27 protein-coding genes are annotated in these 26,808 nt (G+C 71.7%); 17 read left to right on the top strand and 10 right to left on the bottom strand.

Going from position 1 to position 26,808, the window contains the following annotated elements; all coding sequences use genetic code 11:
- Positions 1 to 51: 51 nt before the first annotated feature.
- From BIV23_RS51530 to BIV23_RS03600, 3 genes are read right to left on the bottom strand one after another with little or no spacing between them, the layout of a single operon-like run.
- Positions 52 to 1,002 carry a hypothetical protein gene (locus tag BIV23_RS51530; protein ID WP_071379260.1) on the bottom strand — a complete coding sequence of 317 codons (951 nt, stop codon included), beginning with the start codon at positions 1,000 to 1,002 and terminating at the stop codon, positions 52 to 54.
- 54 nt (positions 1,003 to 1,056) lie between these two features.
- Entirely contained in the window at positions 1,057 to 1,260 is a 204-nt protein-coding gene (locus tag BIV23_RS03595; RefSeq protein WP_071379261.1) for a DUF397 domain-containing protein, read from the bottom strand.
- On the bottom strand, positions 1,241 to 2,092 hold the full coding sequence (locus tag BIV23_RS03600; RefSeq protein WP_071379262.1) for a helix-turn-helix domain-containing protein: 852 nt from the start codon (positions 2,090 to 2,092) through the stop codon (positions 1,241 to 1,243). The genes BIV23_RS03595 and BIV23_RS03600 overlap by 20 nt, the downstream gene beginning before the upstream one ends.
- A gap of 119 nt (positions 2,093 to 2,211) precedes the next feature.
- On the opposite strand from BIV23_RS03600, the gene BIV23_RS53510 reads away from it, so the two are divergent.
- Positions 2,212 to 2,817 (top strand): ATP-binding protein, encoded by a 606-nt coding sequence (locus tag BIV23_RS53510; protein WP_079172929.1) that lies wholly within the window; start codon positions 2,212 to 2,214, stop codon positions 2,815 to 2,817.
- A 1-nt stretch (position 2,818) separates the two neighbouring features.
- Here the strand turns inward: BIV23_RS53510 and BIV23_RS50135 are convergent, their stop codons facing one another.
- The 3 genes from BIV23_RS50135 to afsR form a co-directional block, all read right to left on the bottom strand.
- Positions 2,819 to 2,986: a hypothetical protein gene (locus BIV23_RS50135; protein ID WP_177239692.1), complete on the bottom strand. Its 168-nt coding sequence runs from the start codon at positions 2,984 to 2,986 to the stop codon at positions 2,819 to 2,821.
- A gap of 121 nt (positions 2,987 to 3,107) precedes the next feature.
- Positions 3,108 to 3,275: a hypothetical protein gene (locus tag BIV23_RS50140; RefSeq protein WP_177239694.1), complete on the bottom strand. Its 168-nt coding sequence runs from the start codon at positions 3,273 to 3,275 to the stop codon at positions 3,108 to 3,110.
- 204 nt (positions 3,276 to 3,479) lie between these two features.
- The gene (gene afsR, locus BIV23_RS03615) at positions 3,480 to 6,455 is read right to left on the bottom strand and encodes an SARP-family global regulator AfsR (RefSeq protein WP_071379264.1); all 2,976 of its coding nucleotides are present in this window, start codon (positions 6,453 to 6,455) and stop codon (positions 3,480 to 3,482) included.
- 190 nt (positions 6,456 to 6,645) lie between these two features.
- Here afsR and BIV23_RS03620 point away from each other — a divergent pair, with 190 nt between their 5' ends.
- From BIV23_RS03620 to BIV23_RS03645, 6 genes are all read left to right on the top strand, one after another.
- Positions 6,646 to 7,878, top strand: a complete 1,233-nt coding sequence (locus BIV23_RS03620) for an amidohydrolase family protein (RefSeq protein WP_071379265.1) — start codon at positions 6,646 to 6,648, stop codon at positions 7,876 to 7,878.
- 32 nt (positions 7,879 to 7,910) lie between these two features.
- Positions 7,911 to 8,816 (top strand): TIGR03619 family F420-dependent LLM class oxidoreductase, encoded by a 906-nt coding sequence (locus BIV23_RS03625; protein ID WP_071379451.1) that lies wholly within the window; start codon positions 7,911 to 7,913, stop codon positions 8,814 to 8,816.
- A gap of 10 nt (positions 8,817 to 8,826) precedes the next feature.
- Complete coding sequence (locus BIV23_RS03630; RefSeq protein ID WP_071379266.1) at positions 8,827 to 9,597, top strand: SDR family NAD(P)-dependent oxidoreductase; 771 nt, start codon at positions 8,827 to 8,829, stop codon at positions 9,595 to 9,597.
- Between the two features lie 110 nt (positions 9,598 to 9,707).
- On the top strand, positions 9,708 to 10,826 hold the full coding sequence (locus BIV23_RS03635; protein WP_079172930.1) for an LLM class flavin-dependent oxidoreductase: 1,119 nt from the start codon (positions 9,708 to 9,710) through the stop codon (positions 10,824 to 10,826).
- A 13-nt stretch (positions 10,827 to 10,839) separates the two neighbouring features.
- A complete protein-coding gene (locus BIV23_RS03640) occupies positions 10,840 to 12,570 on the top strand; it encodes an N-acyl-D-amino-acid deacylase family protein (RefSeq protein WP_071379268.1) in 1,731 nt (576 codons plus the stop codon).
- The gene (locus BIV23_RS03645; RefSeq protein ID WP_071379269.1) at positions 12,567 to 14,018 is read left to right on the top strand and encodes an aldehyde dehydrogenase family protein; all 1,452 of its coding nucleotides are present in this window, start codon (positions 12,567 to 12,569) and stop codon (positions 14,016 to 14,018) included. Before BIV23_RS03640 ends, BIV23_RS03645 begins: the two co-directional genes overlap by 4 nt.
- A 27-nt stretch (positions 14,019 to 14,045) precedes the next feature.
- Here the strand turns inward: BIV23_RS03645 and BIV23_RS03650 are convergent, their stop codons facing one another.
- Positions 14,046 to 14,441 (bottom strand): nitroreductase/quinone reductase family protein, encoded by a 396-nt coding sequence (locus tag BIV23_RS03650; RefSeq protein WP_071379270.1) that lies wholly within the window; start codon positions 14,439 to 14,441, stop codon positions 14,046 to 14,048.
- 146 nt (positions 14,442 to 14,587) lie between these two features.
- On the opposite strand from BIV23_RS03650, the gene BIV23_RS03655 reads away from it, so the two are divergent.
- The 4 genes from BIV23_RS03655 to BIV23_RS03670 are packed head-to-tail and all read left to right on the top strand — an operon-like array spanning position 14,588 to position 17,446.
- Complete coding sequence (locus BIV23_RS03655; RefSeq protein WP_071379271.1) at positions 14,588 to 14,998, top strand: hypothetical protein; 411 nt, start codon at positions 14,588 to 14,590, stop codon at positions 14,996 to 14,998.
- An 11-nt stretch (positions 14,999 to 15,009) separates the two neighbouring features.
- Positions 15,010 to 16,575: a peptidoglycan-binding protein gene (locus tag BIV23_RS03660; protein ID WP_071379272.1), complete on the top strand. Its 1,566-nt coding sequence runs from the start codon at positions 15,010 to 15,012 to the stop codon at positions 16,573 to 16,575.
- Positions 16,529 to 17,023, top strand: a complete 495-nt coding sequence (locus BIV23_RS03665; RefSeq protein WP_079172931.1) for a protease inhibitor I42 family protein — start codon at positions 16,529 to 16,531, stop codon at positions 17,021 to 17,023. The genes BIV23_RS03660 and BIV23_RS03665 overlap by 47 nt, the downstream gene beginning before the upstream one ends.
- Positions 17,024 to 17,056: 33 nt before the next feature.
- Positions 17,057 to 17,446, top strand: a complete 390-nt coding sequence (locus BIV23_RS03670; RefSeq protein WP_071379273.1) for a hypothetical protein — start codon at positions 17,057 to 17,059, stop codon at positions 17,444 to 17,446.
- 3 nt (positions 17,447 to 17,449) lie between these two features.
- On the opposite strand, the gene BIV23_RS03675 is transcribed toward BIV23_RS03670, so the two are convergent.
- The gene (locus BIV23_RS03675; protein ID WP_071379274.1) at positions 17,450 to 18,976 is read right to left on the bottom strand and encodes a CehA/McbA family metallohydrolase; all 1,527 of its coding nucleotides are present in this window, start codon (positions 18,974 to 18,976) and stop codon (positions 17,450 to 17,452) included.
- A gap of 163 nt (positions 18,977 to 19,139) precedes the next feature.
- On the opposite strand from BIV23_RS03675, the gene BIV23_RS03680 reads away from it, so the two are divergent.
- From BIV23_RS03680 to BIV23_RS03690, 3 genes are all read left to right on the top strand, one after another.
- The gene (locus tag BIV23_RS03680) at positions 19,140 to 19,985 is read left to right on the top strand and encodes a TIGR03619 family F420-dependent LLM class oxidoreductase (RefSeq protein WP_071379275.1); all 846 of its coding nucleotides are present in this window, start codon (positions 19,140 to 19,142) and stop codon (positions 19,983 to 19,985) included.
- Positions 19,986 to 20,125: 140 nt separating this feature from the next.
- Positions 20,126 to 22,711: a bifunctional FO biosynthesis protein CofGH gene (locus tag BIV23_RS03685; RefSeq protein WP_071379276.1), complete on the top strand. Its 2,586-nt coding sequence runs from the start codon at positions 20,126 to 20,128 to the stop codon at positions 22,709 to 22,711.
- A 63-nt stretch (positions 22,712 to 22,774) separates the two neighbouring features.
- A complete protein-coding gene (locus tag BIV23_RS03690; protein WP_071379277.1) occupies positions 22,775 to 23,338 on the top strand; it encodes a hypothetical protein in 564 nt (187 codons plus the stop codon).
- Here BIV23_RS03690 and BIV23_RS03695 read toward each other — a convergent pair.
- Positions 23,331 to 23,840: a DUF2165 domain-containing protein gene (locus BIV23_RS03695; RefSeq protein ID WP_071379278.1), complete on the bottom strand. Its 510-nt coding sequence runs from the start codon at positions 23,838 to 23,840 to the stop codon at positions 23,331 to 23,333. The genes BIV23_RS03690 and BIV23_RS03695 overlap by 8 nt on opposite strands.
- A 494-nt stretch (positions 23,841 to 24,334) precedes the next feature.
- Between BIV23_RS03695 and BIV23_RS03700 the strand changes: the two genes are divergently transcribed.
- From BIV23_RS03700 to BIV23_RS03710, 3 genes are read left to right on the top strand one after another with little or no spacing between them, the layout of a single operon-like run.
- Positions 24,335 to 25,153 (top strand): helix-turn-helix domain-containing protein, encoded by an 819-nt coding sequence (locus BIV23_RS03700; RefSeq protein WP_245790345.1) that lies wholly within the window; start codon positions 24,335 to 24,337, stop codon positions 25,151 to 25,153.
- 34 nt (positions 25,154 to 25,187) lie between these two features.
- Positions 25,188 to 25,448 (top strand): hypothetical protein, encoded by a 261-nt coding sequence (locus tag BIV23_RS03705; protein ID WP_071379279.1) that lies wholly within the window; start codon positions 25,188 to 25,190, stop codon positions 25,446 to 25,448.
- Positions 25,449 to 25,455: 7 nt separating this feature from the next.
- Positions 25,456 to 25,761 (top strand): hypothetical protein, encoded by a 306-nt coding sequence (locus tag BIV23_RS03710; RefSeq protein WP_071379280.1) that lies wholly within the window; start codon positions 25,456 to 25,458, stop codon positions 25,759 to 25,761.
- Between the two features lie 10 nt (positions 25,762 to 25,771).
- Here the strand turns inward: BIV23_RS03710 and BIV23_RS03715 are convergent, their stop codons facing one another.
- A complete protein-coding gene (locus BIV23_RS03715; protein ID WP_071379281.1) occupies positions 25,772 to 26,797 on the bottom strand; it encodes an alpha/beta fold hydrolase in 1,026 nt (341 codons plus the stop codon).
- Between the last annotated feature and the right edge of the window lie 11 nt (positions 26,798 to 26,808).

A 26,808-nucleotide genomic window follows, 5' to 3' on the forward strand; every position in this document is an offset into this window, starting at 1 on the left:
TACACACCTCGCGGAAGCACGACACTGAGAGAGAAGCGGGCGGCCCCACGGTCACTTGGAGGCACCGGTCAGGTCGGCCAAGGTGGACCTGATCTCCTCGACCATGTACGCAGGGCGGTGGAAAACGTCCTCGGCGCTGAAGCGGAGGAGGCTGCGGATCTCCGGGCACCGCAGGAGCTGGTTGAAGCGGGCGATGTCCTGGCGGTGGGCGTCACGGGTGCCGTGGTAGGCGTAGCCCTCGATCTCCACGCCCAACCCCGGCGCCCGGAACAGGAAGTCGACGGTGCGGCGGCGTCCGTCCGGTGTGCGCAGCTCGGCCTGGCTCTCGGGGTGGAGAGCGGCGTCGTACATACGGAGTCGGGCAACCGTCTCCGCCGGGGAACCGGAGCGCGGGTCGCACAGGGGCAGCCGGCGCCGGGCCCGGGCCGAGCCCTGAGCCTGCCCAGCCGACTCCAGCGCGGCGACGATGTCGTCCCACCGGGTGAGCGGTGCGCGGCGGACGTGCCCGACCCTGCGGTAGGTCAGCGCCGAGTCCACTGCGACGACCGCCTCGTCCCTCGGACCCCGTCGGAGCAGGTCGGTGACCGTGCGGGTGGGGTTGGTGAGGCGCAGTCCCTGCCGTTCCACCACGTCGGCCGGGTCGAGCTGGAGGCGGTGTACGTGTACGTCGCTGCTCAGGCGGCGGAGGGTGAGCTGGGGGTCGGTGAACTCCAACGGTGCCTTACGGCTACCACGGCTGTCGCCGAGCAACTCGATGCGCCAGAGGGTGGCCGCCGAACCATGGCTCACGATCAGCCGGGGTTCACGGAACAGCACCGCCCGGAGCCGAGTGAGCAGGTCCGGGCTCTGCCCCGGCTCCGCCCAGGCGCCGTGCCGGAGTTGGGTCCAGCCCTCCGCGCGCAGCGCACGCGTGAGACTGCGCCGGGGCCAGCCGGCCTCGACGGCACGTGAGGTGAGCAGGACGCCCCTGTCCGCCAGCGCCCTCAAGTCCCTGCGCTCCACCAGGGCAAGATCGCAGAAACCCCGCCCTGCCGCTCGCCCTGTGGATAACCCTGGTCAGCCCTTGAGCGAGCCGACGAAGGCGTCCCAGACGAGGGGTTGGAAGAGGAGTACGGGGCCGTCCTCGGCCTTCTTCGAGTCGCGGACGGGGATCACACCGGGGTGGGCATCGCAGACTTCGACGCACTCGCCACCGCTTCCGTTGCTGTAGCTGCTCTTGCGCCACACGACGGTGCTCAGGTCAATCCCGGTGCTTGCCATCTCGGTAGTCCTCTGCCGCTTGTTCGACCATGGCCAGGGACGCCTCTGGCGGTAGTGCCGCGGCCCTGAGCAGATCGTACGACCTGCGGTAGTTCTTCACGAGCGCCGGATAGTCGATGAGTTGGCCATTGTGGAGGCCCTCGGTGTAGGCGACCGGTGGTGCGTCCGGGAAGGTCATGACCCGCATCATGCCCATCATGAACGGGTGGGCGTGCGCCGTTTCCGGGAGGATCTGCAGAACACCCTGCGTGGAGCCGATCACGTCAGCGATGTGCTCCAGTTGCACCGCCATCTCCGCCGACGGAAGGAGAGGCTTGCGAATGAGGGACTCGTGCAGGACAGCCCAGAACGACGGCCGCTCGTCGCGTTTCCAGATCTCCGCCCGCTTCAGCCGGGCCCGGACCTGCTTGTCGACCCTCTCGGGCGGCAGCCACGGCAGCGACGTGTGTACGACGGCCTCGGCGTAGGCCTGCGTCTGCAGCAGCCCCGGCACCAGCGTTGGCGCCCAGTCCTCGATCGTCTCCGCATGCTGCTCCATCTCCGCCACATCCGCGAAGTACTCCGCATGCCCCGACTGCCGTGCCCTGCGCGCGTCTTCACAACGCCGCTCGAAAAACCCGTCCGTCTTCAGGACCTTGTCGACGTGCCGGGCCAGATCCACCGGCATGCGCCGCTCGGCGCGTTCGATCTGGCTCAGGAAAGGGACGCCACGGAAGCTTCCTTCCGCCAGTTGCTCCAGGGTCAGTCCCGCCAGTTCCCGTCGGTAGCGCAACTCGGCGCCGTAGAACGAGGGGACGTTGGCCGATGCGTCGGGGTCCTTGCGTGGGGGCACAACTCATCACCGCCGTTTGCCTGTTGCTCTGCGTAGTCGAAAGCTCTTCAAACGGTACCGACGGTCGCGTCATTGTGTGACTGTTTTGTCACAGAAAGCACAGGGAGGCGTAAGCCGCCATGCCGTCGTCCGAATCCGACAACTCCGCCTACGACATCACCCTCTGCGTGGATGACCTGCGCGCCGCCCTCTCCGCCCACGGCATCACCCTGCCGTCCCTCCGGGTGGACCTGCCGAGCTTCGCGGGGTCGTACCGGGCACCGGCAGGCCTGGTCGCGCTCGGCAACTGCAACGCCGCCGTGGCGCGCAGGCTGGCGGCGGCGCTGCGGGGCTCCGATGCGGCACCGGGCCGGACGACACCGCTGGATGTCGAGCTTCCCGCCGTACCGGAGGCGCTGCGGGGGCTTCGGCGTACCGTTCGCCGCTACCTGAGCGGACCCTGCCCGGACGCCGAACTCTGCGTCACCGAACTCGTCACCAACGTGATCCGGCATGTGGGGGAGGGGGTCCTGGTCCGTGTGCGGGTGGTCCGGACGGACGGTGATCGCATCCGCGTCGAGGTGACGGACCCGGCCGGGCAGGCCCTCCCCCTGTCCCGGCCCGCGGAGCTCGACGACGAGGAAGGACGCGGACTCGCCCTGTTGGAGGCGGTGGCTCTGCGCTGGGGTGTGGAGCGGGGGGTGGAGGCCAAGACGGTGTGGTGCGAACTGGGTGGTGCCGGTTGACTCAGCTGTCGCTGTCCGTGACGTGGGTGTTGTGGGGGACCACGAGCGTGGCGTGAGCGTTGTCCGGGCTCACCGGCTGGTGGCTGTCGGCCAGGGCCGGGCTTACCGCGGTCGCGGTCGTGCCGAGTATCAGGGCGGTGGTGGCGACGATCTTCGCGATACGGGTCATGGCGGTTTCCTCGGAGATCGGAGAGTCGATGGTGAGGGTGCTGATTCCGGACACACGTCGGCCGCGACGGCTCCCCCTCGGTGCCGTCGCGGCCGACTCCCCCGTCGGATGTGGGGCCCGGTCAGGCCTTCTCGTCCGTGGCGTGCGTGTTGTCAGGAGTGACCGCACCGATCTCCTCGCCCGCGGCCAGGGTGACCGGCTTGATGGGCTCGCTGGTGGCGTGCGTGTTCAGCGTGGTGACCTCGGTGCCGGTCGTGGCTGCGGTCGTCTTCTTCTCGGTGTCGCTCATGAGTGCTCCCCTGAGGCTCTGTGCGAAAGGTCTGGGTGTCCTGCCCGGCAACTCCCCCGAGTTGTCGCCGAGCAGGACACGATGGGCCGGTCCACCCTAAGGCGCGGCCGCGTGACGTCCCGTCTGCCCCCCGACGCGGCGGAACGACACGACTGAGAATGTCGGACGGGGATAAACGAATGATGAACGTGCAGGCATATGGATTCAGGCCACCGCGAGTGGCTTGAGCAGAGCCCGGACCTCGTCCGCTTCCGGTGCGTGCAGCGTCTCGTAGACAGCGAGAGCTTCCTGCAGGCAGACCTGTGCGCGCCCGATCTGTCCGATGCCGGTCAGCGCCCGGCCGAGCGCGGTGAGGACGTTTCCGCGTCGCCATTCGCCGCCGATTCCGCGGAGACGGGCCAACGCCCATTCCGCATTGGTCGCTGCTTGTGTCAGGCGGCCGGCCGCGAGGTCCACCTCCGAGAGGCGGAACAGGGTCATCCCCTCCCACAACCGTTGGCGGCTGTCGCGGAACACGTCGAGGGCCTCTTCGAGGCGTTCGGTGGCGAGCCCGAGCTGCCCGCTCTGAGTGAGGGCGAGTCCCAGGGCGTAACGGCCGTTGGCGCCCTTGAGGGCGTGGCCCATGTCGTCGTACATGTCCGTACCCTGCTGGGCCAGCTGCACCGCGCTCTCGGTACGGCCCATGGCAAGGCGAATCCTCGAAAGGTTGCACAGGGCACTCGCCTCGCCCGGCCGGTCGCCGGCGGCGCGGAAACTCTCGATGGCTCGGGTGAGGTGGCCTTCACCGGCGGTATAGCGGTTCTGATACAGCGAGATGACCCCGAGCATGTTGGACGCCCAGCACTGGGGGAGGGGGTCGTCGGCGGTCTCGGCGAGCTGCACGGCCTCGGCGGCTTCCTGATCCGCCAACTCGAAGCGGCCGGACATGTGGTGGCCGTTGGCGAGCGTGACCAGGGAGCGGGCCTCGGCGCGTCGATCACGGCAGGCCTGCGCGGCAGTGCGCAGGGCCGCCCCGGTGGCCTCGTACTCCTTGGAGTTGGCGCCCGATTCGGCAAGGTCGATGGCCGCCCACAGCAGATCGACGGCCCGCCTGAGCTGATCGGGCCGCGTCGACTGCCGTACACAGGCCAGCAGGCAGATCGCCTCGGTGTACAACCAGTCCCGTGCCTGATTCCGGTCCTCGAACCGCAACCCTGGATACTCCGTCGGCTCCAGATGATCCACCAACCGGTCCCCCGGCCGCTCCATCGCATACACCTGCGCCGCCGTCGCCAGATAGAAGTCCAGCAGGCGGGACATCGCCGCCTCCCGTTCGCTCGGCGGCTGTTCGTCCCTCTCCGCGCACGCACGCGCGTAGAGCCGGACCAGGTCGTGGAAGCGATACCGTCCAGGCGCCGCCGACTCCAGCAGCGAGGTGTCCACGAGGGACTCCAGGAGGTCCTCCGTGTCCACCACCGGAAGGTCGAGGACCGCGGCCGCGGCAGCGAGGGAGATGTCCGGGCCGTCGGCCAGCCCCAGCAGCCTGAACGCCCGTGCCTGGGCGCGCTCCAACTGCCCGTAGCCCAGCTCGAACGTCGCCTTCACCGCCAAATCCCCGGCTTGCAACTCATCGAGCCGGCGGCGTTCGTCCGCCAGCTTGGCGGCCAGGACCGAGACCGTCCACGTACGGCGGGACGCCAGACGCGACGCCGCGATGCGGATCGCCAGAGGGAGGAAGCCGCACGCCGCGACCACGTCCAGTGCGGCCTCCCGCTCCGCCGCCACCCGTTCCTCGCCCACGATCTTCGTGAAGAGGGCCAGCGCCTCCTCCGGGGACATCACGTCCAGGTCCACCAGGTGGGCGCCCGCCAGGTCGACCATGCGGACGCGGGACGTCACCAGCGCCGCGCAGCCCTCCGTGCCCGGCAGGAGCGGGCGTACCTGGGCCGCGTCCTTGGCGTTGTCCAGCAGGACCAGTACCCGCCGGCCGTCCAGGACCGAGCGGTACAGGGCCGCCCGTTCCTCCATACTGTCCGGGATCGCCGAGTCCGCCGTGCCCAGCGCGCGCAGGAACGAGCCCAGGACCGTCTCCGGTTCGGCGGGGCGCGGGCCCGCGCCCTGGAGGTCGACGTAGAGCTGGCCGTCGGGGAAGGCCGTGCGGGCCCGGTGGGCCACGTGCACCGCCAGGGTCGTCTTGCCCACGCCCCCGATGCCCGCCAGCGCGGAGACCGCCATCACCCGGTTGCCGGCGTCCGCCGACTCCGACGCCGATGCGAGTACCTCGCTCAGTTCCGCGACGAAGGACTCCCGTCCGGTGAAGTCGGGTACGGAGGCCGGCAGTTGGGCGGGACGGACCGCGCCGACGGAGGGTTCCGAAGACGGGGACGAGGGTTCCGCCAGCGCCGGGTCGGCCTGGAGGATGCGCTGCTGCAACTCGCTGAGGCCCGCGCGCGGGTCCACGCCGAGCTCCTCGGAGAGCAGGCGGCGGGTGTCGGCGTAGACGGCGAGTGCCTCGGCCTGTCGCCCGCTGCGGTACAGCGCCAGCATCAGCAGCTCGCGCAGGCGCTCCCGCAGGGGGTGGGCGGCGGTCAGCGCGGTCAGTTCCGACACCGCCTCCGCGTGGCAGCCCTGCTCCAGGTCCATGTCCAGGCGGGATTCGAGGAGGCCGAGGCGCCATTCCTCCAGGCGGACGCGCTGGGTCTCGGCGTACGGGCCGGGGACGCCGGCCAGCGGTTCGCCGTCCCACCTGCCCAGGGCCTCGTTCAGGAGCTCGCGGGCGCGGCACAGATCGCCGGCCGCGCGCGCCTTCTCCGCCCGCGCCGCCAGTTCCTGCGCCTGCGCCAGGTCCAGGGCGCCCTCGCGCAGGCCCCGTACGGCATAGCCGCCGGACTCGCTGACCAGCACGCCGGGGTCCAGCACCTTGCGCAGCCGGGAGGCGTACGTGCGCAGCGCCGCCAGCGCCTGCGAGGGCGGCTCGGCGCCCCACAGGGCGTCGATGAGCTCCGCCGCGGTCGCCGTACGGCCCTCGCGCAGCAGCAGGGCGGCCAGCAGGGCGCGCTGCTGCGGGGAGCCCGTGCCGATCGGCTCGGTGCCGCGCCAGGCCCGTACCGGACCGAGCACGCCGAACCGCAGCGCCTGTGGCTCCGTGACGTTCACGGAGGCGGGGCGCCGCTGCTCAGGCACTCGCGGCCCATCGTCCATGCGTTGGTCCCCCTCGGGTCCACGAACAACCCCGTCAGTTTGCCTTGTTCCGGGCGGTTGCGTCAGCCGTGGGAGACGGCGATCACAGGTCGGCGCGGCGGAGTGCACAAGGCCCTCACACGGTCTTCGCACACAGTGGACCGTATCCCACTAGCTGACGGGTCGTCAGATCAGCGCTACCGTGAGGAACATGGAGACACCACAGTTCCCGCTGATCATCTCCGTCGACGACCACACCGTGGAGCCCGCCGCCGTCTGGCAGGACCGGCTGCCGAAGAAGTACCTGGACGTCGGACCCCGGATCGTGCGCGCGCCGCTGAAGGAGATGACCTTCCTCGGCGGACGGTTCAGGCCCGTCATGGGCGATCCCGGCGGCACGGACGGGCCCCTCGGCGACTGGTGGGTCTACGAGGACCTGCGGCGGCCGCTCACCCGACTCGACACCGCCGTCGGCGTCGACCGCGACGAGGTCAGGCTCGAAGTCATCACCTACGAGCAGATGCGGGCCGGGTCGTACGACGTCCCCGCCCGGCTCGCCGACATGGACGTCAACCACGTCCAGTCGGCCGTCTGCTTCCCGACCTTCCCGCGCTTTTGCGGACAGACCTTCACGGAGGCCGCCGACAAGGAACTCGGCCTGCTGTGCGTGCGCGCCTACAACGACTGGATGGTGGAGGAGTGGTGCGGGCCGAAGGCGCGCGGCCGGCTGATACCGCTCACCCTCATACCTCTGTGGGACGCCGAGCTGGCCGCCGCGGAAGTGCGGCGCAACGCGGCACGGGGCGTGCGGGCCGTCGCGTTCTCCGAGATACCGCCGCACCTGGGCCTGCCGTCCGTGCACGCCGACGACTGGGACCCGTTCCTCGCGGCGTGCGACGAGACCGGCACGGTCGTCGCGATGCACATCGGCTCCAGCAGCCGGATGCCCTCCACCTCCGCCGACGCCCCGCCCGCCGTCGGCTCCACCATCACCTTCGCCAACTGCTGCTTCTCGATGGTGGACTGGCTGATGAGCGGGAAGTTCGAGCGCTTCCCGAACCTCAGGGTGATGTACGCGGAGGGGCAGATCGGCTGGATCCCGTACATCCTTGAGCGCGCCGACGTGGTGTGGGAGGAGAACCGGGGGTGGGGCGGGGTCGCCGACAAGGTCACCCGGCCGCCGTCCGAGACCTTCGCCGGCCACGTCTACGGCTGCTTCTTCGACGACGCCTTCGGGCTCCGGAACCTCGACTCCATCGGCGTCGGCAACGTCCTGTACGAGACCGACTACCCGCACTCGGACTCCACCTGGCCCAAGTCCCGCGAGGTCGCCGAGACGCAGATGGGGCACCTGGCGGACGACGTGGTCGAGCGGATCGTGCGCGGCAACGCCATCGAGCTGCTGGGGCTGACGGAGGACGGGCTGTGGCGGGGGCCCAGGTGACCGCCCAGGCGCCCCTCCACGGCGCCTACGGCATGCAGCTGCCCGTCCAGTCGCAGAGCACGATCTACGCCGAGGAGTGGGAGGCCGGGGCCGGGCCCGCCGACCTGGTGGAGATCGCGCGGGCGGCGGACCGGGCCGGGTTCGGCTATCTCGCCGTCTGCGACCACGTGGCGATCCCGCGCCGCCTCGCCGGAGCCATGAGCACGGTCTGGTACGACCCCGTGGCCACCCTCGCCCACCTCGCCGCCGTCACCGAGCGGGTGCGCCTGCTCAGCCACGTCGCCGTCGTCGGCCTGCGGCACCCGCTCCTCACCGCCAAGCAGTACGCCACCCTCGACCACCTCGCCGGCGGCCGGCTGATCCTCGGGGTGGGCGCCGGACACGTGCGGGAGGAGTTCGAGGCGGTCGGGGCCGACTTCGAGCGGCGGGGGGCAGTGCTGGACGAGACGATCGACGCGTTGCGGGCGGCCCTCGGGCCGGCGGAGTTCCCCGAACACCACGGCAAGTTCTACGACTTCGCCGGGCTCGGCCAGCTGCCCCGGCCGGCTCAGCCGCACGTCCCGCTCTGGGTCGGGGGCTCGTCTCCTCCCGCTGTGCGCCGGGCCGCCCTGAAGGGCGACGGCTGGCTGCCGCAGGGGGATCCCCGGGAGCGGCTGCCCGCGCGGATCGCCCGCATCCGGCGGCTGCGCGAAGAAGCGGGCGTCGAGGGGGCGTTCACCGTCGGGGCCATCACCGAGCCGCTGTACGTCGGGCGGGCCGGCTGGGAGGTCGGGCGGCGGACCCTCACCGGGGCGCCGGAGGAGATCGCCGCGTCGCTGCGGGCGTACCGGGCGATGGGCGTGGACCAGATCCAGGTGCGGTTCCGCAGCCGGAGCCGGGCCGAACTCGTCGAGCAGATCACCGCGTTCGGGGCCGAGGTCGCACCCCGGCTCCGCTGAGGAGGGCTCCATGGGCAAGCTGGACGGTCGGGTCGTCGTCATCACCGGGGCGGCCCGCGGGCAGGGCGAGCAGGAGGCGCGGCTCTTCAGGGCGGAGGGCGCGCGGGTGGCCGTCGCCGATGTGCTGGACGAGCAGGGCGAGGCCCTGGCGAAGGAGATCGGCGGGCTGTACGTCCACCTCGACGTGGGCGACGAGGACGGCTGGAGAGCGGCCGTCGGGGCCGTGAAGGAGGCCTACGGGCGCATCGACGGGCTCGTCAACAACGCGGGCATCCTGCGCTTCAACGCCCTCGCGGACACCCCGCTGGACGAGTTCATGCAGGTCGTGCGGGTCAACCAGGTCGGCTGTTTCCTGGGCATGAAGGCGGTCGTGCCGGAGCTGCCGGACGGCGGCACGATCGTGAACACCGCCTCCTACACGGCGCTCACCGGCATGGCGGCCGTCGGCACGTACGCCGCCACCAAGCACGCCGTGCTGGGGCTGACCCGGGTCGCGGCGCTGGAGCTGGCCGGCCGGGGGATCCGGGTCAACGCGGTCTGCCCGGGCGCCATCGACACCCCGATGTCCAACCCGGCCCGCCTGGACCCGGACGCCGACCCGGAGGAGATGAGCCGGGCGCTGGACGAGCTGTACCGGCGGCTCGTGCCGCTCGGGCGGGTCGGGCAGCCGGAGGAGGTGGCCCGGCTGGCGCTCTTCCTGACCTCGGCGGACTCCTCGTACATCACCGGGCAGCCGTTCGTGATCGACGGCGGGTGGCTGGCGGGGGTCAGTGTCATCTGACGGACATCCCCAGCGCGATCTGACGGGGTGTCAACTATTGACGAATCTGACGCTACGTCAGAAAGTGCGTAGGACTCACAGGACCACCTGGACCGGGATGGTGAACCGCCGTGGAATTCGGGCTCTTTGTACAGGGATACGTGGGCAAGCGCGCCGAGGCCGACCCGCTCGCCGAGCACAAGGCGCTGATGGAGGAGACCGAGTACGTCATCCAGGCGGACCGGTCCGGCTTCAAGTACGCCTGGGCCTCCGAGCACCACTTCCTGGAGGAGTACTCGCACCTGTCCGCCAACGACGTGTTCCTGGGCTACCTGGCGCACGCGACCGACCGGATCCACCTGGGCTCCGGGATCTTCAACCCCCTCGCCCAGGTCAACCACCCCGTGAAGGTCGCCGAGAAGGTCGCCATGCTCGACCACCTCAGCGAGGGCCGCTTCGAGTTCGGCAGCGGGCGGGGCGCCGGGTCCCACGAGATCCTCGGGTTCATACCGGGTGTGACCGACATGAACCACACGAAGGAGATCTGGGAGGAGACGATCGCCGAGTTCCCGAAGATGTGGCGCGAGGACGAGTACGGCGGCTTCCAGGGCAAGCACTGGCAGCTGCCGCCGCGGAAGGTCCTGCCGAAGCCGTACGGGAAGTCCCACCCGGCGATGTGGTACGCGGCCGGGTCGCCGGCGTCGTACGCCATGGCCGCGAAGAAGGGGCTCGGCGTGCTCGGCTTCAGCATCCAGAAGGTCTCCGACATGGAGTGGGTGCTGGAGCAGTACAAGACGGCGGTCGTGAACGCCGAGCCGGTCGGTGACTTCGTCAACGACAACGTGATGGTGACGACGACCGCGATCTGCGCGCCCACGCACGAGGAGGCCATCCGGATCGCGGTCGGCGGCGGGCTGCACTACCTGCCGTCGCTGGTCTTCCGGTACCACGACACCTTCCCCCGGCCGGAGGGCTTCCCGGTCTGGCCCGAGACGCTGCCCCCGTACACGCCGGAGTTCGTGGAGCTTCTGATCGAGGAGGAGCTGCTGATCTGCGGCGACCCGGACGAGGTGCTGCGCCAGTGCAAGCGCTGGGAGCAGGCGGGCGCGGACCAGCTCAGCTTCGGGCTGCCGGTGGGGGTGCCGAAGGAGGAGACGCTGCAGACGATACGGCTGATCGGCGAGCACGTGATCCCGAAGATCGACACGGATCCCGTGCACCGGACGAGCCGGTTCCGGCAAGCGGTCTGAGGGGGTCGCGGGAATGCTGGACCACGTGATCAAGGGCGCCACCGTCGTCGACGGCACCGGCGCCCCCGCCCGCACCGCCGACGTCGGCATCCGGGACGGCCGTATCGCCGTCGTCGGCGAGGTCACCGAGGAGGCCCGCACCGCCGAGGACGTCGCGGGCCTCGTCCTCGCCCCCGGTTTCGTGGACCCCCACACCCACTACGACGCCCAGCTCTTCTGGGACCCGTACGCCACGCCCTCGCTGAACCACGGGGTCACCACGGTCGCCGCCGGGAACTGCGGGTTCACCCTCGCCCCGCTGAACCCCGCCCGCCCCGAGGACGCCGACTACACGCGCCGGATGATGTCCAAGGTGGAGGGGATGTCCCTGGTGGCGCTGGAGGAGGGGGCGCCCTGGAACTGGAACTCGTTCGGGGAGTACCTGGACGCGCTCGACGGCCGGATCGCCGTCAACGCGGGCTTCATGGTCGGGCACTGCGCGCTGCGGCGGCACGTGATGGGACCGGACGCGGTCGGCGGACAGCCGAGCGAGGAGCAACTGGCCGAGATCGTACGGCTGTTGCACGAGGCGATGGACGCGGGCGCCTGGGGGTTCTCCACCACCCAGTCCAGCACCCACTCCGACGGCGACGGCAGGCCGGTCGCCTCCCGGCACGCACGGCCCGCCGAACTGCTCGCCATGGCCCGCGCGGTCGGGGAGCACGAGGGCACGCAGATCGAGGCGATCGTCGCCGGGTGCCTGGACCGGTTCAGCGACGACGAGATCGATCTGCTCGTGGAGATGAGCGCGGTCGCCGGGCGGCCGCTCAACTGGAACGTGCTCACCGTCGACGCGGCCGTACCCGAGCGGGTGCCCCGGCAGCTGAGCGCGAGCGAGCGGGCACGGAAGGCGGGTGGGCGGATCGTGGCGCTCACCATGCCCATCCTGACCCCGATGAACATGTCCCTGGGCACGTTCTGCGCCCTCAACCTGATCCCCGGGTGGGGGCCGGTCCTCGGGCTGCCGGTCCCCGAGCGGATCGCCAGGCTGCGGGACCCGGAGGTCCGGGCGGAGATGCTGCGGCGGGCCCGGTCCGAGGAGGCGGGGGTCTTCCGGCGGCTCGCGAACTTCGGGCGGTACGTCATCGGGGACACCTACAGCGAGGCCAACCGGGGCCTGAGCGGCCGGGTGGTGCGGGACATCGCCGAGGAGCGCGGACTGGACCCCTTCGCCTGCCTGGTGGAGATCTGCGCGGCCGACGAGCTGCGCACGGTGCTGTGGCCGATGCCGACCGACAACGACCCGGCCTCCTGGGCGCTGCGCGCCGAGACCTGGCAGCACGAGGACGTCCTGCTGGGCGGCTCCGACGCCGGGGCGCACCTGGACCGGATGTGCGGGGCGCCGTACACGACCCGGTTCCTCGGGGACTGTCTGCGCAGGCGGAAGCTGGTCGGTCTGGAGCGGGCGGTGCAGATGCTGACCGACGATCCGGCGCGGCTGTTCGGGCTGCGGGAGCGGGGCCGGATCCGCGCGGGCTTCCACGCCGACCTGGTCCTCTTCGACCCGGAGCGGATCGACGCCGGGCAGGCGCGGCTCGTGCACGACCTGCCGGGCGACAGCCCCCGCCTCGACTCGGCGGCGATCGGCGTCCGGGCCGTGTGGGTCAACGGCGTCGAGGCGATCCGGGACGACGTGGTGAGCGGCGCCGTACCGGGCAGGGTGCTGCGCTCGGGGACCGACACGCGGACGGTGGGGACGCGGTGAGCGACGGGCAGCGGCTGTTCGTCGGCGGGGCGTGGGTGGAACCCGACGGCGGGTACTACCCGGTGACCGATCCGGCCACCGAGGAGAGCGTCGGCCGGGCGCCGGAGGCCTCGCCGGAGCAGGCACGGGAGGCCTGCGCGGCGGCCCGGGAGGCGTTCGGGCCGTGGTCGCGGACCCGGCCGGAGGAACGGGCGGCGGTGCTGGCGCGGGCGGCGGAGATCATCCGCGGCCGGCTGGTGCCGTACGCCGACCTCGCCCGCGCCGAGACCGGGGCGACCACCGCGACCGCCCGGTCCCTGCAGGTCGGGGTGGCCGCCGCCCGGTTCCGCCGGTACGCGAGCGTGGAGAGCGCCGAGTGGGCGATCGCCCCGCAGATCAACGAGGCCGGGCCGATGGGGAAGGCCGGGGTGACGGGCGCGCTGGCGCTGCGGCAGCCCGTCGGCGTCGTCACCTGCGTCACCTCGTACAACAACCCCTGGGCCAACCCGGCCGGGAAGGTCGCCCCGGCGCTGGCCATGGGCAACACGGTGGTGGTGAAGCCCGCCCCGCAGGACCCGCTGTCCGTCTACCGGATGGCCGAGGCGCTTCAGGCGGCCGGCGCGCCGCCGGGCGTGGTGAACGTGGTCTCCGGGCGGGACGTCGCCGTGGGCGAGGCGGTGGTGGCGTCCGAGGACGTCGACATGGTCAGCTTCACCGGTTCCACGGCCGTCGGCCGGCGCATCGCAGAGGTGTGCGGGCGGGACATGCGACGCCAGCTGATGGAACTCGGCGGCAAGGGCGCGGCCCTCGTCTTCGACGACGCCGACCTCGCCTCGGCCGTCGCGGGCATCGGCACCACGTTCTCCTTCTACAGCGGCCAGATCTGCACCGCGCCGACGCGGGTGCTGGCGCAGCGCGGGGTGTACGAGCGGCTGGTCGACCAACTGGCGCAGTACGCACGCCGGTTGAGGATCGGCGACCCGGCCGCGCCGGACACGGTGGTCGGTCCGGTGATCTCGGCGGAGCACCGGGCGCGGGTCGAGTCGTACGTCGACCTGGGCCGCAAAGAGGGCGCGACGGTGGTCACCGGCGGCGAACGGCCGCCGCTGGAGCGGGGGTTCTACGTGGCTCCCACCCTCCTCGCCGACTGCGTCAACGACATGCGGGTGGCCCGCGAGGAGATCTTCGGCCCGGTGGTCTGCGTCGTCCCCTTCGACGACGAGGACGAGGGGGTGGCCCTCGCCAACGACTCCGACTACGGCCTCATCGACTACGTCTGGTCCGGCGACGTCGCCCGCGCCTTCCGCGTCGCCCGGCGCCTGCGGGCCGGCGGGGTCGGCATCAACACGGTCGGCCGCAACATGGAGGCCCCGTTCGGCGGCTTCAAGAAGAGCGGAGTGGGCCGCGACGTGGGCTCGTACGCCCTGCACGCCTACAGCGAGGTGCAGGCGATCGTGTGGCCGGGGTGACTCCCGCCGCTCCCGCGTCGCCCCGTCTCAGTCCTCCAGATCCACGCGCACCGTCAGCAGGTCCGTGCCGAACGCCCGGACCGCCGTGCTGTTGAAGAAGGGGAGGGCGCGCAGGCGGGCGCGGGGGTCGTCGTCGGGGAGGAGGTGGGCGGTGCCGTGGTGCCAGCGGCCGGCGAGGCGGACGCGGACCCTCGGGTCGGCCTGGATGTTGCGGACGTACTGCGACTTGTGGCCGAACTCGGAGACCAGCCAGAAGGCGTCCCCGACCCGGCGGCCCCCGACCGGGGTCCGCCGGGGCAGGCCGGAGGTGCGGCCGGTGGTCTCCAGGAGGGTCTGGAACGGCAGCCGCCGGTTGAGGGGGTTGGCGATGTGCCGCTGGAAGGCGGTCACCATGCGGTGCTTGCGGTCTGCGGAGGCTGGCATGCCGGTTGCTCTCCTGGTCTGCCGGCGCGGTGTCGCGGCGGGGATGGTGTGTCGGCTCGGTGCGGGGCATGTGATGCCCGGACTTTCCGTCGGCTGTCGCGTGTTAGCCTCCCCCGCGGTCGTGATCATTTCAACGGGGGAGCCTGATGGGCGCGTCTTCGGACGGCTACACGGTCAAGTCCGGTATGTCAGGACAGGCGAAGGAGCTGGACGCCGCGGGCGACGACGCGGGCAAGATCGGCCAGGCGATCCAGCCCGGCATGTGCTACATGGACGACGCGCTCGGCGGTCACGACGCCGCCGCGGCGTTCAACGCGTACGCCGCCGCCTGGGAGGCGGAGGCCAAGGCCCTGGAATCGGCGCTGCACGAACTGGCCGACAAGGTACGGCTGTCGAAGGGGGCGTACCACGGCAGTGACAGCCTCGTCGACACGAGTGTCCGCAGTGTGCGGGTCGGCGACAGCTCCGTCAGCACCATGCCCGCTCCCGTCGGTGACGGCTACGTCTCCACCATGCCCGCCCACGGCACACGTCCGTCGGCGCTGGCCGACTACTGAGGGGGCGGGCGATGACGGAGTCCACGGGCGACCGCCGCACGCGGCTGGGCGAGCTGTGCAAGACCATTGCCTCCGCCGACAGCAAGAACGACCTGATCGACGCCATCAACGACGCGCTCGCCGTCTCCGCCCCGGTCGGCGACACGGCGACGCTGGAGTCCCTCGGCAAGCTGTACCAGAAGCAGGACCTCGAGGACCTCTACAAGCGCATCGACAGGGTGGCCAAGAAGGGCCTGCCGGACGTCTGGGCCGGGAACACGAGCGTCCTCGCCTCGGACGCGGTGGCCGCTGCCGGGGTGGCCGCCGGGGCGATGGGCCGGGCCTTCTACGGCGGCGGACTGGCGCTGCTCACGTTCTCCGACGCCCTCAAGGACGCCAAGAGGCAGGACAGCGACGGGCGGGATTCGCTGCGCGAGGCGCTCGGGACGCTCGGCGGCAAGGACGACTGGTTCGACGACCTCTTCGAGTCCGACGCCGACAAGGCCGTCCGGCTGAACGCGCGTTCCCTCGCCTCTCTGGGCGCCGAGGACATGCACAAGGCCGCGATCGCCGCCGACGACGCCGCCCACGCCGCCGCCAGGGACCTGAACAAGTGGGTCTCCGAGGCACGCATGCGCAAGCTGGGCACGGGCGACCTGACCGCCGTCGACAAGCTGATGCTGGCCGAGACCAGCGCCGTCGACGGCGACTCCGTGACGAACGAGATCCTCAGCGCGCACGAGCTGGAGCGCGCCGGCCGGCGCATGGACCAGCTGAGCGCCGCCGACCGGGCCGCCATGGACCAGATGCTGGCCGGGTCGCAGAGCCCGCAGGAGCGGGCCTATCTGATGAAGGTCCTGGCCGCCGGGCACAGCGTGGCGGAGATCGAGCAGTTCCAGGGCAAGATCCAGGGCCACGACCCGGAGTGGCTGCGCAGGCACCTCACGCCCGTCGTCACCGAGGTGGACAGCATGAACGACGAGGGCCTGGCGTCCGACGGCTCCAACAACAACAAGGACTACGTCACCTTCGACGGGCAGCGGTGGATCCAGGGCGGCGACGGCTCGGAGGGCACCTGCGTGGCCTCGTCCACCGTCACCGCCCGCGCCATGGTCGACCCCCTCTACGCCCTCGGCATCACCGGCGGCCCCAGCGGACAGGAGGACGACCCCGAGGCGTTCAAGCGGCGCCTGGTGGCCGAGCAGCACCGGCTGCACACGGAGGGCCACGGCGGTGACCACTGGGAGGGCATGGGCCCCGACGGGCAGCAGCACATCGACGACACCACCATCGGCGCCGCCACCGGCGACGACTACCAGCGCCACGACCTGGCGGGCGCCGCCGACCGCAGGGCGGTGCTGAGCGATGTCGAGAAGGCGGTCGCGGACGGCCGCCCGGTCCCCGTCGACGTCAAGGGCAAGGACGGCGCCCACGCGATGACCGTCATCGCGCAGCAGGGCGACAAGCTGCAGATCTACAACCCCTGGGGCACGACGACCTGGGTCAGCGAGAACGACTTCATCAACGGACACATGAGCAAGGCAGCGGACAGTGGACTCAACGACGCGTACAGCGTGTACCTCCCGACGGCGAAGTAGGGCGGGCGGCGCCGTCGCGGCGGCCGGGCTGCTCGCGCTCGTCGCGGGCTGCGGGTCGGGCAGCGCCGCGCCCGCCCCCGTCGCGCACCCCACCGGCGAATCCCGCATCACCGCGAAGGCCGGGGAGCGCTTCACGCTCACCGTCCACGAGAACGCCTCCACCCGGGAGCACTGGTACCTGTCCGCCCCCCGGCCCGACACCGCGGTGGTCCGCGACCGCGGGCAGCACAGCGCGTCGGACTCCGGCGACAAGCACCTGGTGGGCGGCGGCAGCAGCCTCACGTTCACCTTCGAGGCGACCGGCAGGGGCAGCACCCGGATCGTGCTGACCCACTGCACGTTCGCCACCACCTGCGGCGACGGCGACGGCACGCCGGCTCCGGCGTCGACCGCACCGTACCGGGAGTCCGCGCCCGAGCGCGTCGTCTACACCGTCACCGTCCGCTGAGCCGACCCCCTCGAGAGCGATTCCGAGACCACGATGAACCCCGACCGCACGGACGACGAACTGGCCCGGCTCGACATGGGCGTGCTGCTCCGCTACGGCCTGACCGCACCGCCCGGCCCCCGGCGCACCGCCCTGTTCGGCGACGGCGCCGCGGGCGCGGCCGTGCTGCTCGACCGCCTCGGCACCCGCCCGCGTTCGGTTGCCTTCCTCGCCGACACCGTCCGCGCCGGCGGCCTCGCCTACGCCGCGGGACTTCCCGAGCCGCTGCCGCGCCCGGAGGCGAGCGCCGTCGTCCGCGACTGGCTGGCCGCCGGCACCGGACTCGCGGCCGGTGTCACCGCCGACGACACCGCCGCCCGCTGGCTGCGCGCCGTCGCGACGCTCATCGAACTGCGGCAGCTGACGAGGACCGCACGCGGCTGACCGTCATGACCCGCCGCGCGTCCCGAGGAACACCGGGTTCGTGAACGCGGCCAGCGCCCCCGGTACCGGTCCGGCCGCCGTCTCGTGCCGCACCTCGGCGCGCACGTAGGCCGCGTAGGAGGGCGTCGTACGCCACTCGACCGTGCCCGTGCCCGCCACCGGCAGGGGATCGCTGGTGAACAGCACGCCCTGGTCGGTGACGAACCGCACCGAGCAGCGCGGCGCGCCGGAGACCTCCAGCCGTACGGTCACCGGGGTGTCGGCGGCCACGTCCAGCCGCTCCCCGATGCCCGCCTGCCGCCCGCGCCCGCCCGTCGCCGTGAAGCCGAGGGTCACGTTCTTCGACTCGGCCACGTAGGAGCGGCCCGCGCGGATGCCCTCCTGGATCGCCGCCCGGGTCAGGTCGTCGGCGAGGACGACCGTCTGCGGGCTGCCGACCGCGTCCGGGTCGCGGTGGGCGTCGCTGTTGCCCATCGCCGGGAGCCAGGCCCGCCCCTGCCGCACGGAGGCGACCAGCTGGTTGTCCCAGTCGGCCAGCGTGATCTCGTCGTCCGGGGTGTACGGGCCGTTCCACACCTCCACGGCGTCCGCCTCGGCGAAGCCGAACTTCCAGCCGCAGCCGACGCAGGTGGCGTGCGGGTGGGCGGGGACGACCAGGCCGCCGGCGCGGCGGATGTCCCGGGCGAAGCGGGCCCAGCGGTTGTCCCGGGCGCGGTAGCGCCAGTCCACGAAGGTGCCGGGCTCGGTGCCGAGCGCGACCACGTGGCCGTTGCGGGTGGTGATCTCCTCGCCGAGCATGATCAGCAGGTCGTCGCCCGCCTGGTCCGCCCAGTGCGGGTGGGCGGAGTGGGTGTTGTGGTCCGAGGAGTTGATGAAGTCCAGGCCCGCCGCCCGCGCGAGGGCCGCGATCTCGGCCGGGGTGCGGCGGCCGTCGGAGTACCAGGAGTGCAGATGGCAGTCGCCCCGGTACCAGCCCCGGCCGCGCCCCTTCGCCCGGGAGGGCGGATAGACGGGCCGCGGGGTCGCCCCGGCCGAGCCGTAGGTCAGCGTGATCGTCAGCTCGTAGGCGAGGCCCTGCGGCGCCACCGTGTAGGGGCCCAGCGCGACGTACCAGGTGCCCTCCCGCACGGGGCCGGGGACGTACCCGGGGGTCGCGTCGTCGGCCCGGACGAAGAACTCCGTGCGCGCCCCGCCGGACCAGCCGCGAAAGCCCCGGCCGCCCAGTTCGGTGCCGTGGTCGTCGAAGAGGCCGATGTCGAGCGCGTTGCCCTGGGTGCCGGCCGGGACCGAGGGCCTGTCGTAGGTGTAGGAGACCTTGATCTCCCGTACGCCGGCCGGGACTTCGACCGGAACGTACACGAAGTCGGGGGAGCCGGGCGGCAGCGTTCCGCGTACCGTCCGTGTCTCGTGGTCCTGCCCGTCCGCCGCTGCGAAGCTCACGCTTCCCAACGTAAGGGCAGCCGCGGCGCCCGTCACGAACAGCGCGCGTCTGCCGATGCCATGGGCGTGATCGTGCGTGCCGTCACACATGGTGCTCACTGTCCCCTCTCGACGTGAACTTCCCCGGAAGGAAAGGGAATCCACAGGCATCCGTATCCCTGTGCGCGGCGACACGGAAGGCGGGACACGGGGCGGCGTCAGATGCCGACCAGTCGGTATGGACACTTCGCGCCATCCCCGGTACAGATGGGTCATGCGCATCGCCGTCACGATCTTCCTCACCGACGAGACCATCGCTCCGGTCCGGCTCGCCCGCGAGCTGGAGGCACGGGGCTACGCCGGCCTGTACCTGCCCGAACACACCCACATCCCCGTCGAGCGGACCACCCCGTACCCGGCCGGCGGCGACCTGCCGCGCGAGTACGGCCGCACCCTCGACCCCTTCGTCGCCCTCGGGCAGGCCGCCGCCGTGACGGAACGGCTCGGCCTCGGCACCGGCATCACCCTGGTCGCCCAGCACGACCCGATCGCCCTCGCCAAGCAGATCGCCACCCTGGACCACCTCTCCGGCGGCCGCTGCACACTGGGGCTCGGCTACGGCTGGAACGTCGAGGAGGCCGCCGACCACGGCGTCGACTGGCGCACCCGCCGCGAGCTGGTCCGGGACCGGACACGGCTGATGCAGGCGCTGTGGGCGGCGGAACCGACCGCCTACGAGGGCGAGTTCGGCTCGGTCCGGGCCAGTGAGGCACACCCCAAGCCGGTGCAGAAGGCGCGCGGCCCGGTCACCGGCCCGCGCACGCTCGTCGGCGGGGCGGCCGGGCCGAAGCTGTTCGCGCACATCGCGGAGTACGCCGACGGCTGGCTCCCGATCGGCGGACGCGGCCTCGCCGAGTCCCTGCCGGTGCTGCGCACGGCCTGGGCGGACGCGGGTCGCGACCCGGCCGCCCTCCAGGTCGTCCCGTACGCGGTCCTGCCGACCCCCGGCAAACTCGCCCACTACGCCGACCTGGGCATCGAGGAGGCCGTGCTCCAGCTGCCGCCGGCGGGGGAGAAGGAGGTACTGGAGGTGCTGGACGCGTACGCGGCGTTCTTGTAGACGCCGGGGCAGCGGACCGACCCAGGGGCGCGGGGAACTGCGCGACCAGCCGGAACGCATCCGCACCCGGCGACGCACAGTACCCGCCGAGCGGCTCCCGACCTCGCTGAACCGGCGGAGCCCGAACGTATGGTTGAAGGATGACGACTTCCGCGACCTCCGGAACCGGCCCGACCGAGAACTCCATGCGTCGCGCCCTCAAACGCGCCCGGGACGGCGTCGCCCTCGACGTCGCCGAGGCGGCGGTGCTCCTCCAGGCGCGCGGCGAGGCCCTGACCGACCTCGCCGCGTCCGCCGCCCGGGTGCGCGACGCGGGTCTCGAACAGGCGGGCCGGCCCGGTGTCATCACGTATTCGAAGAGCGTCTTCATCCCCCTCACCCGGCTGTGCCGGGACAAGTGCCACTACTGCACCTTCGTCACCGTCCCCGGCAAGCTGCGCCGCGCCGGGCACGGGATGTTCATGTCCCCGGACGAGGTGCTGGACATCGCCCGCAAGGGCGCCGCCCTCGGCTGCAAGGAAGCCCTGATCACCCTCGGCGACAAGCCCGAGGACCGCTGGCCCGAGGCGCGCGAGTGGCTCGACGCGCACGGCTACGACGACACGATCGCCTACGTCCGCGCCGTCTCCATCCGCATCCTGGAGGAGACGGGCCTGCTGCCCCACCTCAACCCGGGCGTGCTGACCTGGACGGACTTCCAGCGCCTCAAGCCGGTCGCCGCGTCGATGGGCATGATGCTGGAGACGACCGCGGACCGGCTCTGGTCCGAGCCGGGCGGCCCCCACTACGGCTCCCCGGACAAGGAACCGGCCGTACGGCTGCGGGTGCTGGAGGACGCGGGCCGCTCGTCCGTGCCCTTCACCTCCGGTCTGCTGATCGGCATCGGCGAGACGTACGAGGAGCGCGCCGAGTCGGTCTTCGCGCTGCGCAAGGTCTCCCGGGCCTACCACGGCGTCCAGGAGCTGATCATCCAGAACTTCCGCGCCAAGCCGGACACGGCGATGCGCGGCATGCCGGACGCCGAACTGGACGACCTGGTCGCCACGGTGGCCGTCGCCCGGCTCATCATGGGCCCGAGCGCCTGCCTGCAGGCGCCGCCGAACCTGGTGGACAGCGAGTACGAGCGGCTGATCGGCGCCGGCATCGACGACTGGGGCGGCGTCTCGCCGCTCACCATCGACCACGTCAACCCCGAACGCCCCTGGCCGCAGATCGAGGACCTGGCCGAGCGGTCCGCGGCGGCCGGCTTCGAGCTGCGCGAACGCCTGTGTGTCTACCCGGAGTTCGTGCGCCGTGGCGAGCCCTGGCTGGATCCGCGGCTGCGCCCGCACGTGGACGCGCTCGCCGACCCGGAGACGGGGCTCGCGCGCGAGGACGCGGTGGTCGAGGGCCACCCGTGGCAGGAGCCGGAGGAGGCGTTCGTCGCCTCGGGCCGCACGGACCTGCACGCGTCGATCGACACCGAGGGCCGCAGCGCCGACCGGCGCGACGACTTCGACGAGGTATACGGCGACTGGGAGGCGCTGCGCGAAGCGGCCGCGCCCGGGATGGTCCCGGAGCGGATCGACACGGACGTACGCCAGGCGCTGCGCACCGCGGCCGACGACCCGACCAGGCTGACCGACGCCGAGGCGCTCGCCCTCCTGCACGCGGACGGCCCGGCGCTGGACGCGCTGTGCCGGGTGGCCGACGACGTCCGCAGGTCGGCGGTCGGGGACGACGTGACGTACATCGTCACCCGGAACATCAACTTCACCAACGTCTGCTACACCGGCTGCCGCTTCTGCGCCTTCGCCCAGCGCCGGACGGACGCCGACGCGTACACGCTGTCGCTCGATCAGGTGGCGGACCGCGCCCAGCAGGCCTGGGACGTCGGCGCGGTCGAGGTGTGCATGCAGGGAGGCATCCACCCCGACCTGCCGGGCACGGCGTACTTCGACATCGCGAAGGCGGTCAAGGAGCGGGTCCCCGGCATGCACGTGCACGCCTTCTCCCCGATGGAGGTCGTGAACGGCGCCACCCGCACCGGCATGAGCATCCGGGAGTGGCTGAGCGCGGCGAAGGAGGCGGGCCTGGACTCCATCCCCGGGACCGCCGCCGAGATCCTGGACGACGAGGTCCGCTGGGTGCTGACCAAGGGCAAGCTGCCGGCGGCCACCTGGATCGAGGTGATCACCACGGCCCACGAGCTGGGCATCCGCTCGTCCTCGACGATGATGTACGGCCATGTCGACCAGCCCCGCCACTGGCTCGGCCATCTGCGCACCCTGGCCGGGATCCAGCAGCGGACGGGCGGCTTCACGGAGTTCGTCACTCTGCCCTTCATCCACACGAACGCGCCGGTGTACCTGGCGGGCATCTCCCGGCCCGGCCCGACGACGCGGGACAACCGGGCGGTGACCGCGACGGCCCGGCTCCTCCTGCACCCCTGGATCCCGAACATCCAGACAAGCTGGGTGAAACTGGGCACGGAGGGTGCGGCGGAGATGCTGCGCTCGGGCGCGAACGACCTCGGCGGCACGCTGATGGAGGAGACGATCTCCCGGATGGCGGGCTCCTCCTACGGCTCCTACAAGTCCGTCCGCGACCTGGTGGCGGTGGCCGAGGCGGCCGGCCGCCCGGCGAAGCCGCGCACCACGCTCTACGGCGACGTCCCGGCGGAGCGGCAGCGCGCGGCCGAGGCCTCCGACGGACACCTGCCGGAACTGCTGCCCGTCCTGGACTGAGTACGATGATCCGACCCCGGACCGCGTAGGGACGGGGACCCGTAGCGGAGGAGATGCGTACCCGTGGCTGCCCGACTGCCCTCCTGGGCCTGGGTCACCGGTCTGACGGCCGGTGCGACCGCGGCCGTCGTCGCCCTCGCCGTACAGGCGAACCACGGGCCGCATCCCACGGCCGCCGTGGCGAAGCCGGGCCCGTCGGCCTCGGCGGGCGCGCACGCGTCCGCCACGCCGCACTCCTCCGCCCCGCCCGCCCTGCCGGGCGGGTCCGGCGAGGGGCGGCGGATCGTCTACTCCGTGGGGGCGAAGCGGGTGTGGCTGGTCGACGCGACCGGCCGGGCCGCCCGCACCTTCCCGGTGTGGCCGGGCACGGTGAGCCCGCAGCCCGGCCGCTACTCGGTCACCCTGCGCATCCAGTCCCTCAAGGGCTCGGACGGCGTGGAGATCGAGCACGTCATGTACTTCACCAAGGTCGACGGCGTGAACGTCGCCTTCTCCAACGCCCTGGACGGCGCCTCGCCACCGCCCGCGGACGGCAAGAAGCTGGGCGGCATCCGGATGGACAAGGGCGACGGGACCGCCCTGTGGTCCTTCGGCGACCAGGGCACGGCGGTGACGGTCGTCAGCTAGCGTCCTCCTGCCGTCCGCCCGTCATGAGGTTGACGATGAGGGCGACACCGGCGAGCGTGAAGACGCGGATCGCGGCCTCCTCGCCGTTCCACGTCTTCGACTGCCACATCGAGAACCACTCGCCGCCGATCGCGATGAACCCGGCACCGAAGAGCAGCAGCAGCATCAGCAGGCCGTAGGTGGAGATACGCCGGGCGAGGTCGTCTTTGCGCCACGCCCAGAACCAGGTCCCCCCGATCAGCACGAGCGCCGCCACGGTCTCCCACACGATGATGAGGACATAGGCCGTGTCCTGGAGACCCTTGCTGGTGACGGCCCGCCACATCAGGTCGTGGTCCTTGAACGTCGTGTCCATCGCCAGCACATGCCGGACGAACTGCTGGTTCGTGCCGAAGTCGGTGATGTTCCCGAGGGCGACGAGGGCGATGTAGAGGGCGAGTATCCCGGTGAGGACACCGGCGGCAAGCCTGAGGCTGGAGTTACGCGTGGGGGTGGTGGTCATGGCTGGATTCTCTCCGACGAACACCGCTTCCGGGTATGCGCATTGAGCCAGAATCGCCCGGCGCCCGGAGAAGCTGCTCCGTCTCCTTGGAGATGCCCGGGGCGACCGGGTCCCGGTGCTTCGCGACCCGGTGGCCGAGGAGTCGGAACGCGGCCGGGGTCTACGGATCGTGGCGGCGTACGCGACCCGCTGGGGCGTGGCGGAGGCGCCGGCCGGGGCCGAGATCGTCTGGACGGAACTCGTACCGGGTCGCGGTGGGCCGTGACCCGGTGGCGCCCGACGCCAAAGACCAAAGAACCGGGGAAAGAACCAATCCCACCCCCACCGCCCCCGTCGCTCACTCGCCGGAGTGAATATGCCCAACGCAACTGGCGCGGACGGGTAGTTGTGGTGCAGCGTCGGCAGCGACAGCAAGTCCAGACATGCATCGGCCCTCGCCGGGACGGCAATCCCAGTGCGAGGGCCTGATCACCGAGGAAGGCAACAACTTCCCGATGACGTACGAGCAGCGTAACGCGCGCCCGCCCGCGAAGACCTCCCGTTCCCACTACGGCGTCACCCATGTGAAGGAACGCCTTGACGGGAACTTCACCGTGATCAGCAACGAGCTGCTCCAGCACCCGGAGCTGTCCACGCTGGCTAAAGGCATCGGGGGCTACATCCAGTCGCTGCCCGAAGGCACCCCGGTCGGCATCAAGGCGCTGGCCGAGCAGTTGCCCGAGGGAGAGATCAGCATCGCCTCCGCCCTGCGTGAGCTGGAGGCGCACGGGTGGCACTGGCGCAACAGGGAGCGGCTTGAGTCGGGCCAGGTGGTGACCCGGACATACTCGTACAACAGGCCGCGTCACGCGATGGTCGAAGCCGCCCGGGGCCCCGAGCCGGCCGCCGCCTCCACCCCCGCCCCGCCGAAGGCCCCGGCTCCCGCGCCCTCGGGCAAGGCCGCCGAACTGCTCGCCGGGCTCCGCGCGTACGACTCCCGCCTGATCCTCAGCGAGCGGGACGTACAACGCCTGGCGCCACTCGTCACCAGGTGGCTGGAGCGGGGCGTACCGCCCACAGCCGTCCTACGCGCCCTCACCACCGGCCTGCCCCAGGGGCGGATCAAGCACCCGGCGGCCTTTCTGACTCATCGCCTCACGGCCCAGCTGCCTCCCCAGCTGCCGACCCGGCCCCCGGTTGCGCGCGACATGCCCGCGGCGCCGTCCTCACGCCCGGATCCCCTCCAGACCTGCGAGGGCTGCGACCGGGCCTTCCGGTCGGCACAACCCGGGCGGTGCCGTGACTGCCGGGCGCCGTCCGAGAGAGCGGCTTGACCGGCGTACCCCTTCGAGAGAGGAGTTCTTTCCGATGACCTACCAGTACCGGCCACTGACCTACAGGTCCCGGCCCACGCCCAAGGCTGTGCGCGCCTTCTCGGGACACGAGGACCTCGCCCTGCACCCGGGGCTGTCCCTCATGGCGATCGGTATCGGGGTCACCATCCGTGCCTTGCCCGAAGGGACCCCCATCAGCGTCAGGACGCTGATGGAACACGCCCTGGAGAGCGAGTTCGAGATCGCCGCCGCCCTCCAGGAACTGCGGGACCACGGCTTCCTGCCGAAGGCCTGACGGCCCCGTGCCCGAGCCGACTCCGGATGCGCTGCGGGCAGCGGTCGCGCGCCTCGCCCGGAGCAGGACCCCGGCCCTCACCCAGCACCTCTTCGAGGCCGCGACGAACGCCCAGCGGGCCCGGAGTCTCGCCCCGCTGCGTGCCTTCGTGCACAGCTGGGCGGTGTTCGTCGCCATCGAAGGACGCCCGGAACGTGCAGCCCGCTTAAGGGAGTTGGAGCAGATTGTGGATGCGGGGGAGGAGGATCCGGCGGCAGTCATCGCTGAGATCCGTGCGATTCGCGAGGCGGCCGAGGCGGAAGCCGGCCTCTGACTCCCTGTCCTCAGCGGCCCGCCGCCTCCCCCGTCACCACCGGCCGCACCCTCGTCAGCAGCAGGTCCAGGAACTGCTCGGGGTGCCGGAACGACGCGAAGTGGCTCGCCTCGCGGATCAGGGCGAAGTCCTTCACGGGGGCCGTGACCGCCTCGTAGAAGCGGCGGGCCGGTTCCGGTGGGGTGAGGACGTCGCTGTCGCCCTGGAAGAGGAAGAAGGGGAGGCGGAAGGCGGTGCCCTCGGCGTACTCGTCGATCGTCATCGCCTGGGGGCCGAGTCGCTCGGAGAAGGTCATGCCCTTGAGGTAGGCGCGCAGGCCGCGCAGGTTGTGGGAGGGGGAGAACCAGAGGGAGCGGATCACGACCGTCTTCATCGTGTCGTAGGTGAGGGGGTCGGTCGTGACCACGGTCTTGGCGCACTCCGACCACTGCTCGGGGCTCCAGGCGGTGCGGTCCGGACCCATCGCCGCCACCTTCGCCCGCTCCTTCTTCTTGCCGGCCTTCGCCAGCCGGGCCAGCAGCGCCTCGTAGGAGGAGGCGTCGCGGCCGCCGCCGATGATGTTCTGGTCGGTGCCGACGTAGGCCGAGTACAGCTCGGGGTGGTCGCGGGCGAGGCGCAGGCCGGTGACCGTGCCGAAGCTGTTGGCGAGCAGTACGACCTTGTCCACGCCCAAGCGGTTGCGGATGTGGTGCGTCACCTCCAGGGCGTCGGCGTACAGGCGGTCGAGGGTCATCTCGCCCTGGCCCTCGGGGCCGCCCGCCGCGAAGGTCTTGCCGGCGCCGCGCATGTCCCAGCGGACGATCGTGAAGTGCCGCTCCCAGGCGCGGGTGCGCGGTGCGAAGACCAGGTTGGAGGCGCCGGGGCCGCCGTGCAGCTCCATGATCACCGGGTTCGACAGGTCCTCGCCCCGGACCGAGATCCACTGGTCGATGCCGCCGATGCGGACGTACGACGCCTCGTCGATGCCGTTCGGCGTCCGGATCTCCAGCTTCTTCGCGTTCGCCCGGCGCTTGAGGGCGCGGTAGGTCAGCAGCATGGTGTTCTCCC

This window comes from Streptomyces monashensis (genome assembly GCF_001866665.1).
Lineage (GTDB): Bacteria > Actinomycetota > Actinomycetes > Streptomycetales > Streptomycetaceae > Streptomyces > Streptomyces monashensis.

What these genes read in the sequence shown, in the direction of transcription:
- BIV23_RS03620 (WP_071379265.1), top strand. Translation starts at nt 6,646, where the DNA reads ATGGAGACACCACAGTTCCCGCTGATCATCTCCGTCGACGACCACACC.
- BIV23_RS03700 (WP_245790345.1), top strand. Translation starts at nt 24,335, where the DNA reads ATGACGTACGAGCAGCGTAACGCGCGCCCGCCCGCGAAGACCTCCCGT.
- BIV23_RS03625 (WP_071379451.1), top strand. Translation starts at nt 7,911, where the DNA reads ATGCAGCTGCCCGTCCAGTCGCAGAGCACGATCTACGCCGAGGAGTGG.
- BIV23_RS03670 (WP_071379273.1), top strand. Translation starts at nt 17,057, where the DNA reads ATGAACCCCGACCGCACGGACGACGAACTGGCCCGGCTCGACATGGGC.
- BIV23_RS03595 (WP_071379261.1), bottom strand. Translation starts at nt 1,260, where the DNA reads ATGGCAAGCACCGGGATTGACCTGAGCACCGTCGTGTGGCGCAAGAGC.
- BIV23_RS03705 (WP_071379279.1), top strand. Translation starts at nt 25,188, where the DNA reads ATGACCTACCAGTACCGGCCACTGACCTACAGGTCCCGGCCCACGCCC.
- BIV23_RS03655 (WP_071379271.1), top strand. Translation starts at nt 14,588, where the DNA reads ATGGGCGCGTCTTCGGACGGCTACACGGTCAAGTCCGGTATGTCAGGA.
- BIV23_RS03695 (WP_071379278.1), bottom strand. Translation starts at nt 23,840, where the DNA reads ATGACCACCACCCCCACGCGTAACTCCAGCCTCAGGCTTGCCGCCGGT.
- BIV23_RS03650 (WP_071379270.1), bottom strand. Translation starts at nt 14,441, where the DNA reads ATGCCAGCCTCCGCAGACCGCAAGCACCGCATGGTGACCGCCTTCCAG.
- BIV23_RS03640 (WP_071379268.1), top strand. Translation starts at nt 10,840, where the DNA reads ATGCTGGACCACGTGATCAAGGGCGCCACCGTCGTCGACGGCACCGGC.
- BIV23_RS03680 (WP_071379275.1), top strand. Translation starts at nt 19,140, where the DNA reads ATGCGCATCGCCGTCACGATCTTCCTCACCGACGAGACCATCGCTCCG.
- BIV23_RS50135 (WP_177239692.1), bottom strand. Translation starts at nt 2,986, where the DNA reads ATGACCCGTATCGCGAAGATCGTCGCCACCACCGCCCTGATACTCGGC.
- BIV23_RS03630 (WP_071379266.1), top strand. Translation starts at nt 8,827, where the DNA reads ATGGGCAAGCTGGACGGTCGGGTCGTCGTCATCACCGGGGCGGCCCGC.
- BIV23_RS03675 (WP_071379274.1), bottom strand. Translation starts at nt 18,976, where the DNA reads ATGTGTGACGGCACGCACGATCACGCCCATGGCATCGGCAGACGCGCG.
- BIV23_RS03660 (WP_071379272.1), top strand. Translation starts at nt 15,010, where the DNA reads ATGACGGAGTCCACGGGCGACCGCCGCACGCGGCTGGGCGAGCTGTGC.
- BIV23_RS03685 (WP_071379276.1), top strand. Translation starts at nt 20,126, where the DNA reads ATGACGACTTCCGCGACCTCCGGAACCGGCCCGACCGAGAACTCCATG.
- BIV23_RS50140 (WP_177239694.1), bottom strand. Translation starts at nt 3,275, where the DNA reads ATGAGCGACACCGAGAAGAAGACGACCGCAGCCACGACCGGCACCGAG.
- afsR (WP_071379264.1), bottom strand. Translation starts at nt 6,455, where the DNA reads ATGGACGATGGGCCGCGAGTGCCTGAGCAGCGGCGCCCCGCCTCCGTG.
- BIV23_RS53510 (WP_079172929.1), top strand. Translation starts at nt 2,212, where the DNA reads ATGCCGTCGTCCGAATCCGACAACTCCGCCTACGACATCACCCTCTGC.
- BIV23_RS03715 (WP_071379281.1), bottom strand. Translation starts at nt 26,797, where the DNA reads ATGCTGCTGACCTACCGCGCCCTCAAGCGCCGGGCGAACGCGAAGAAG.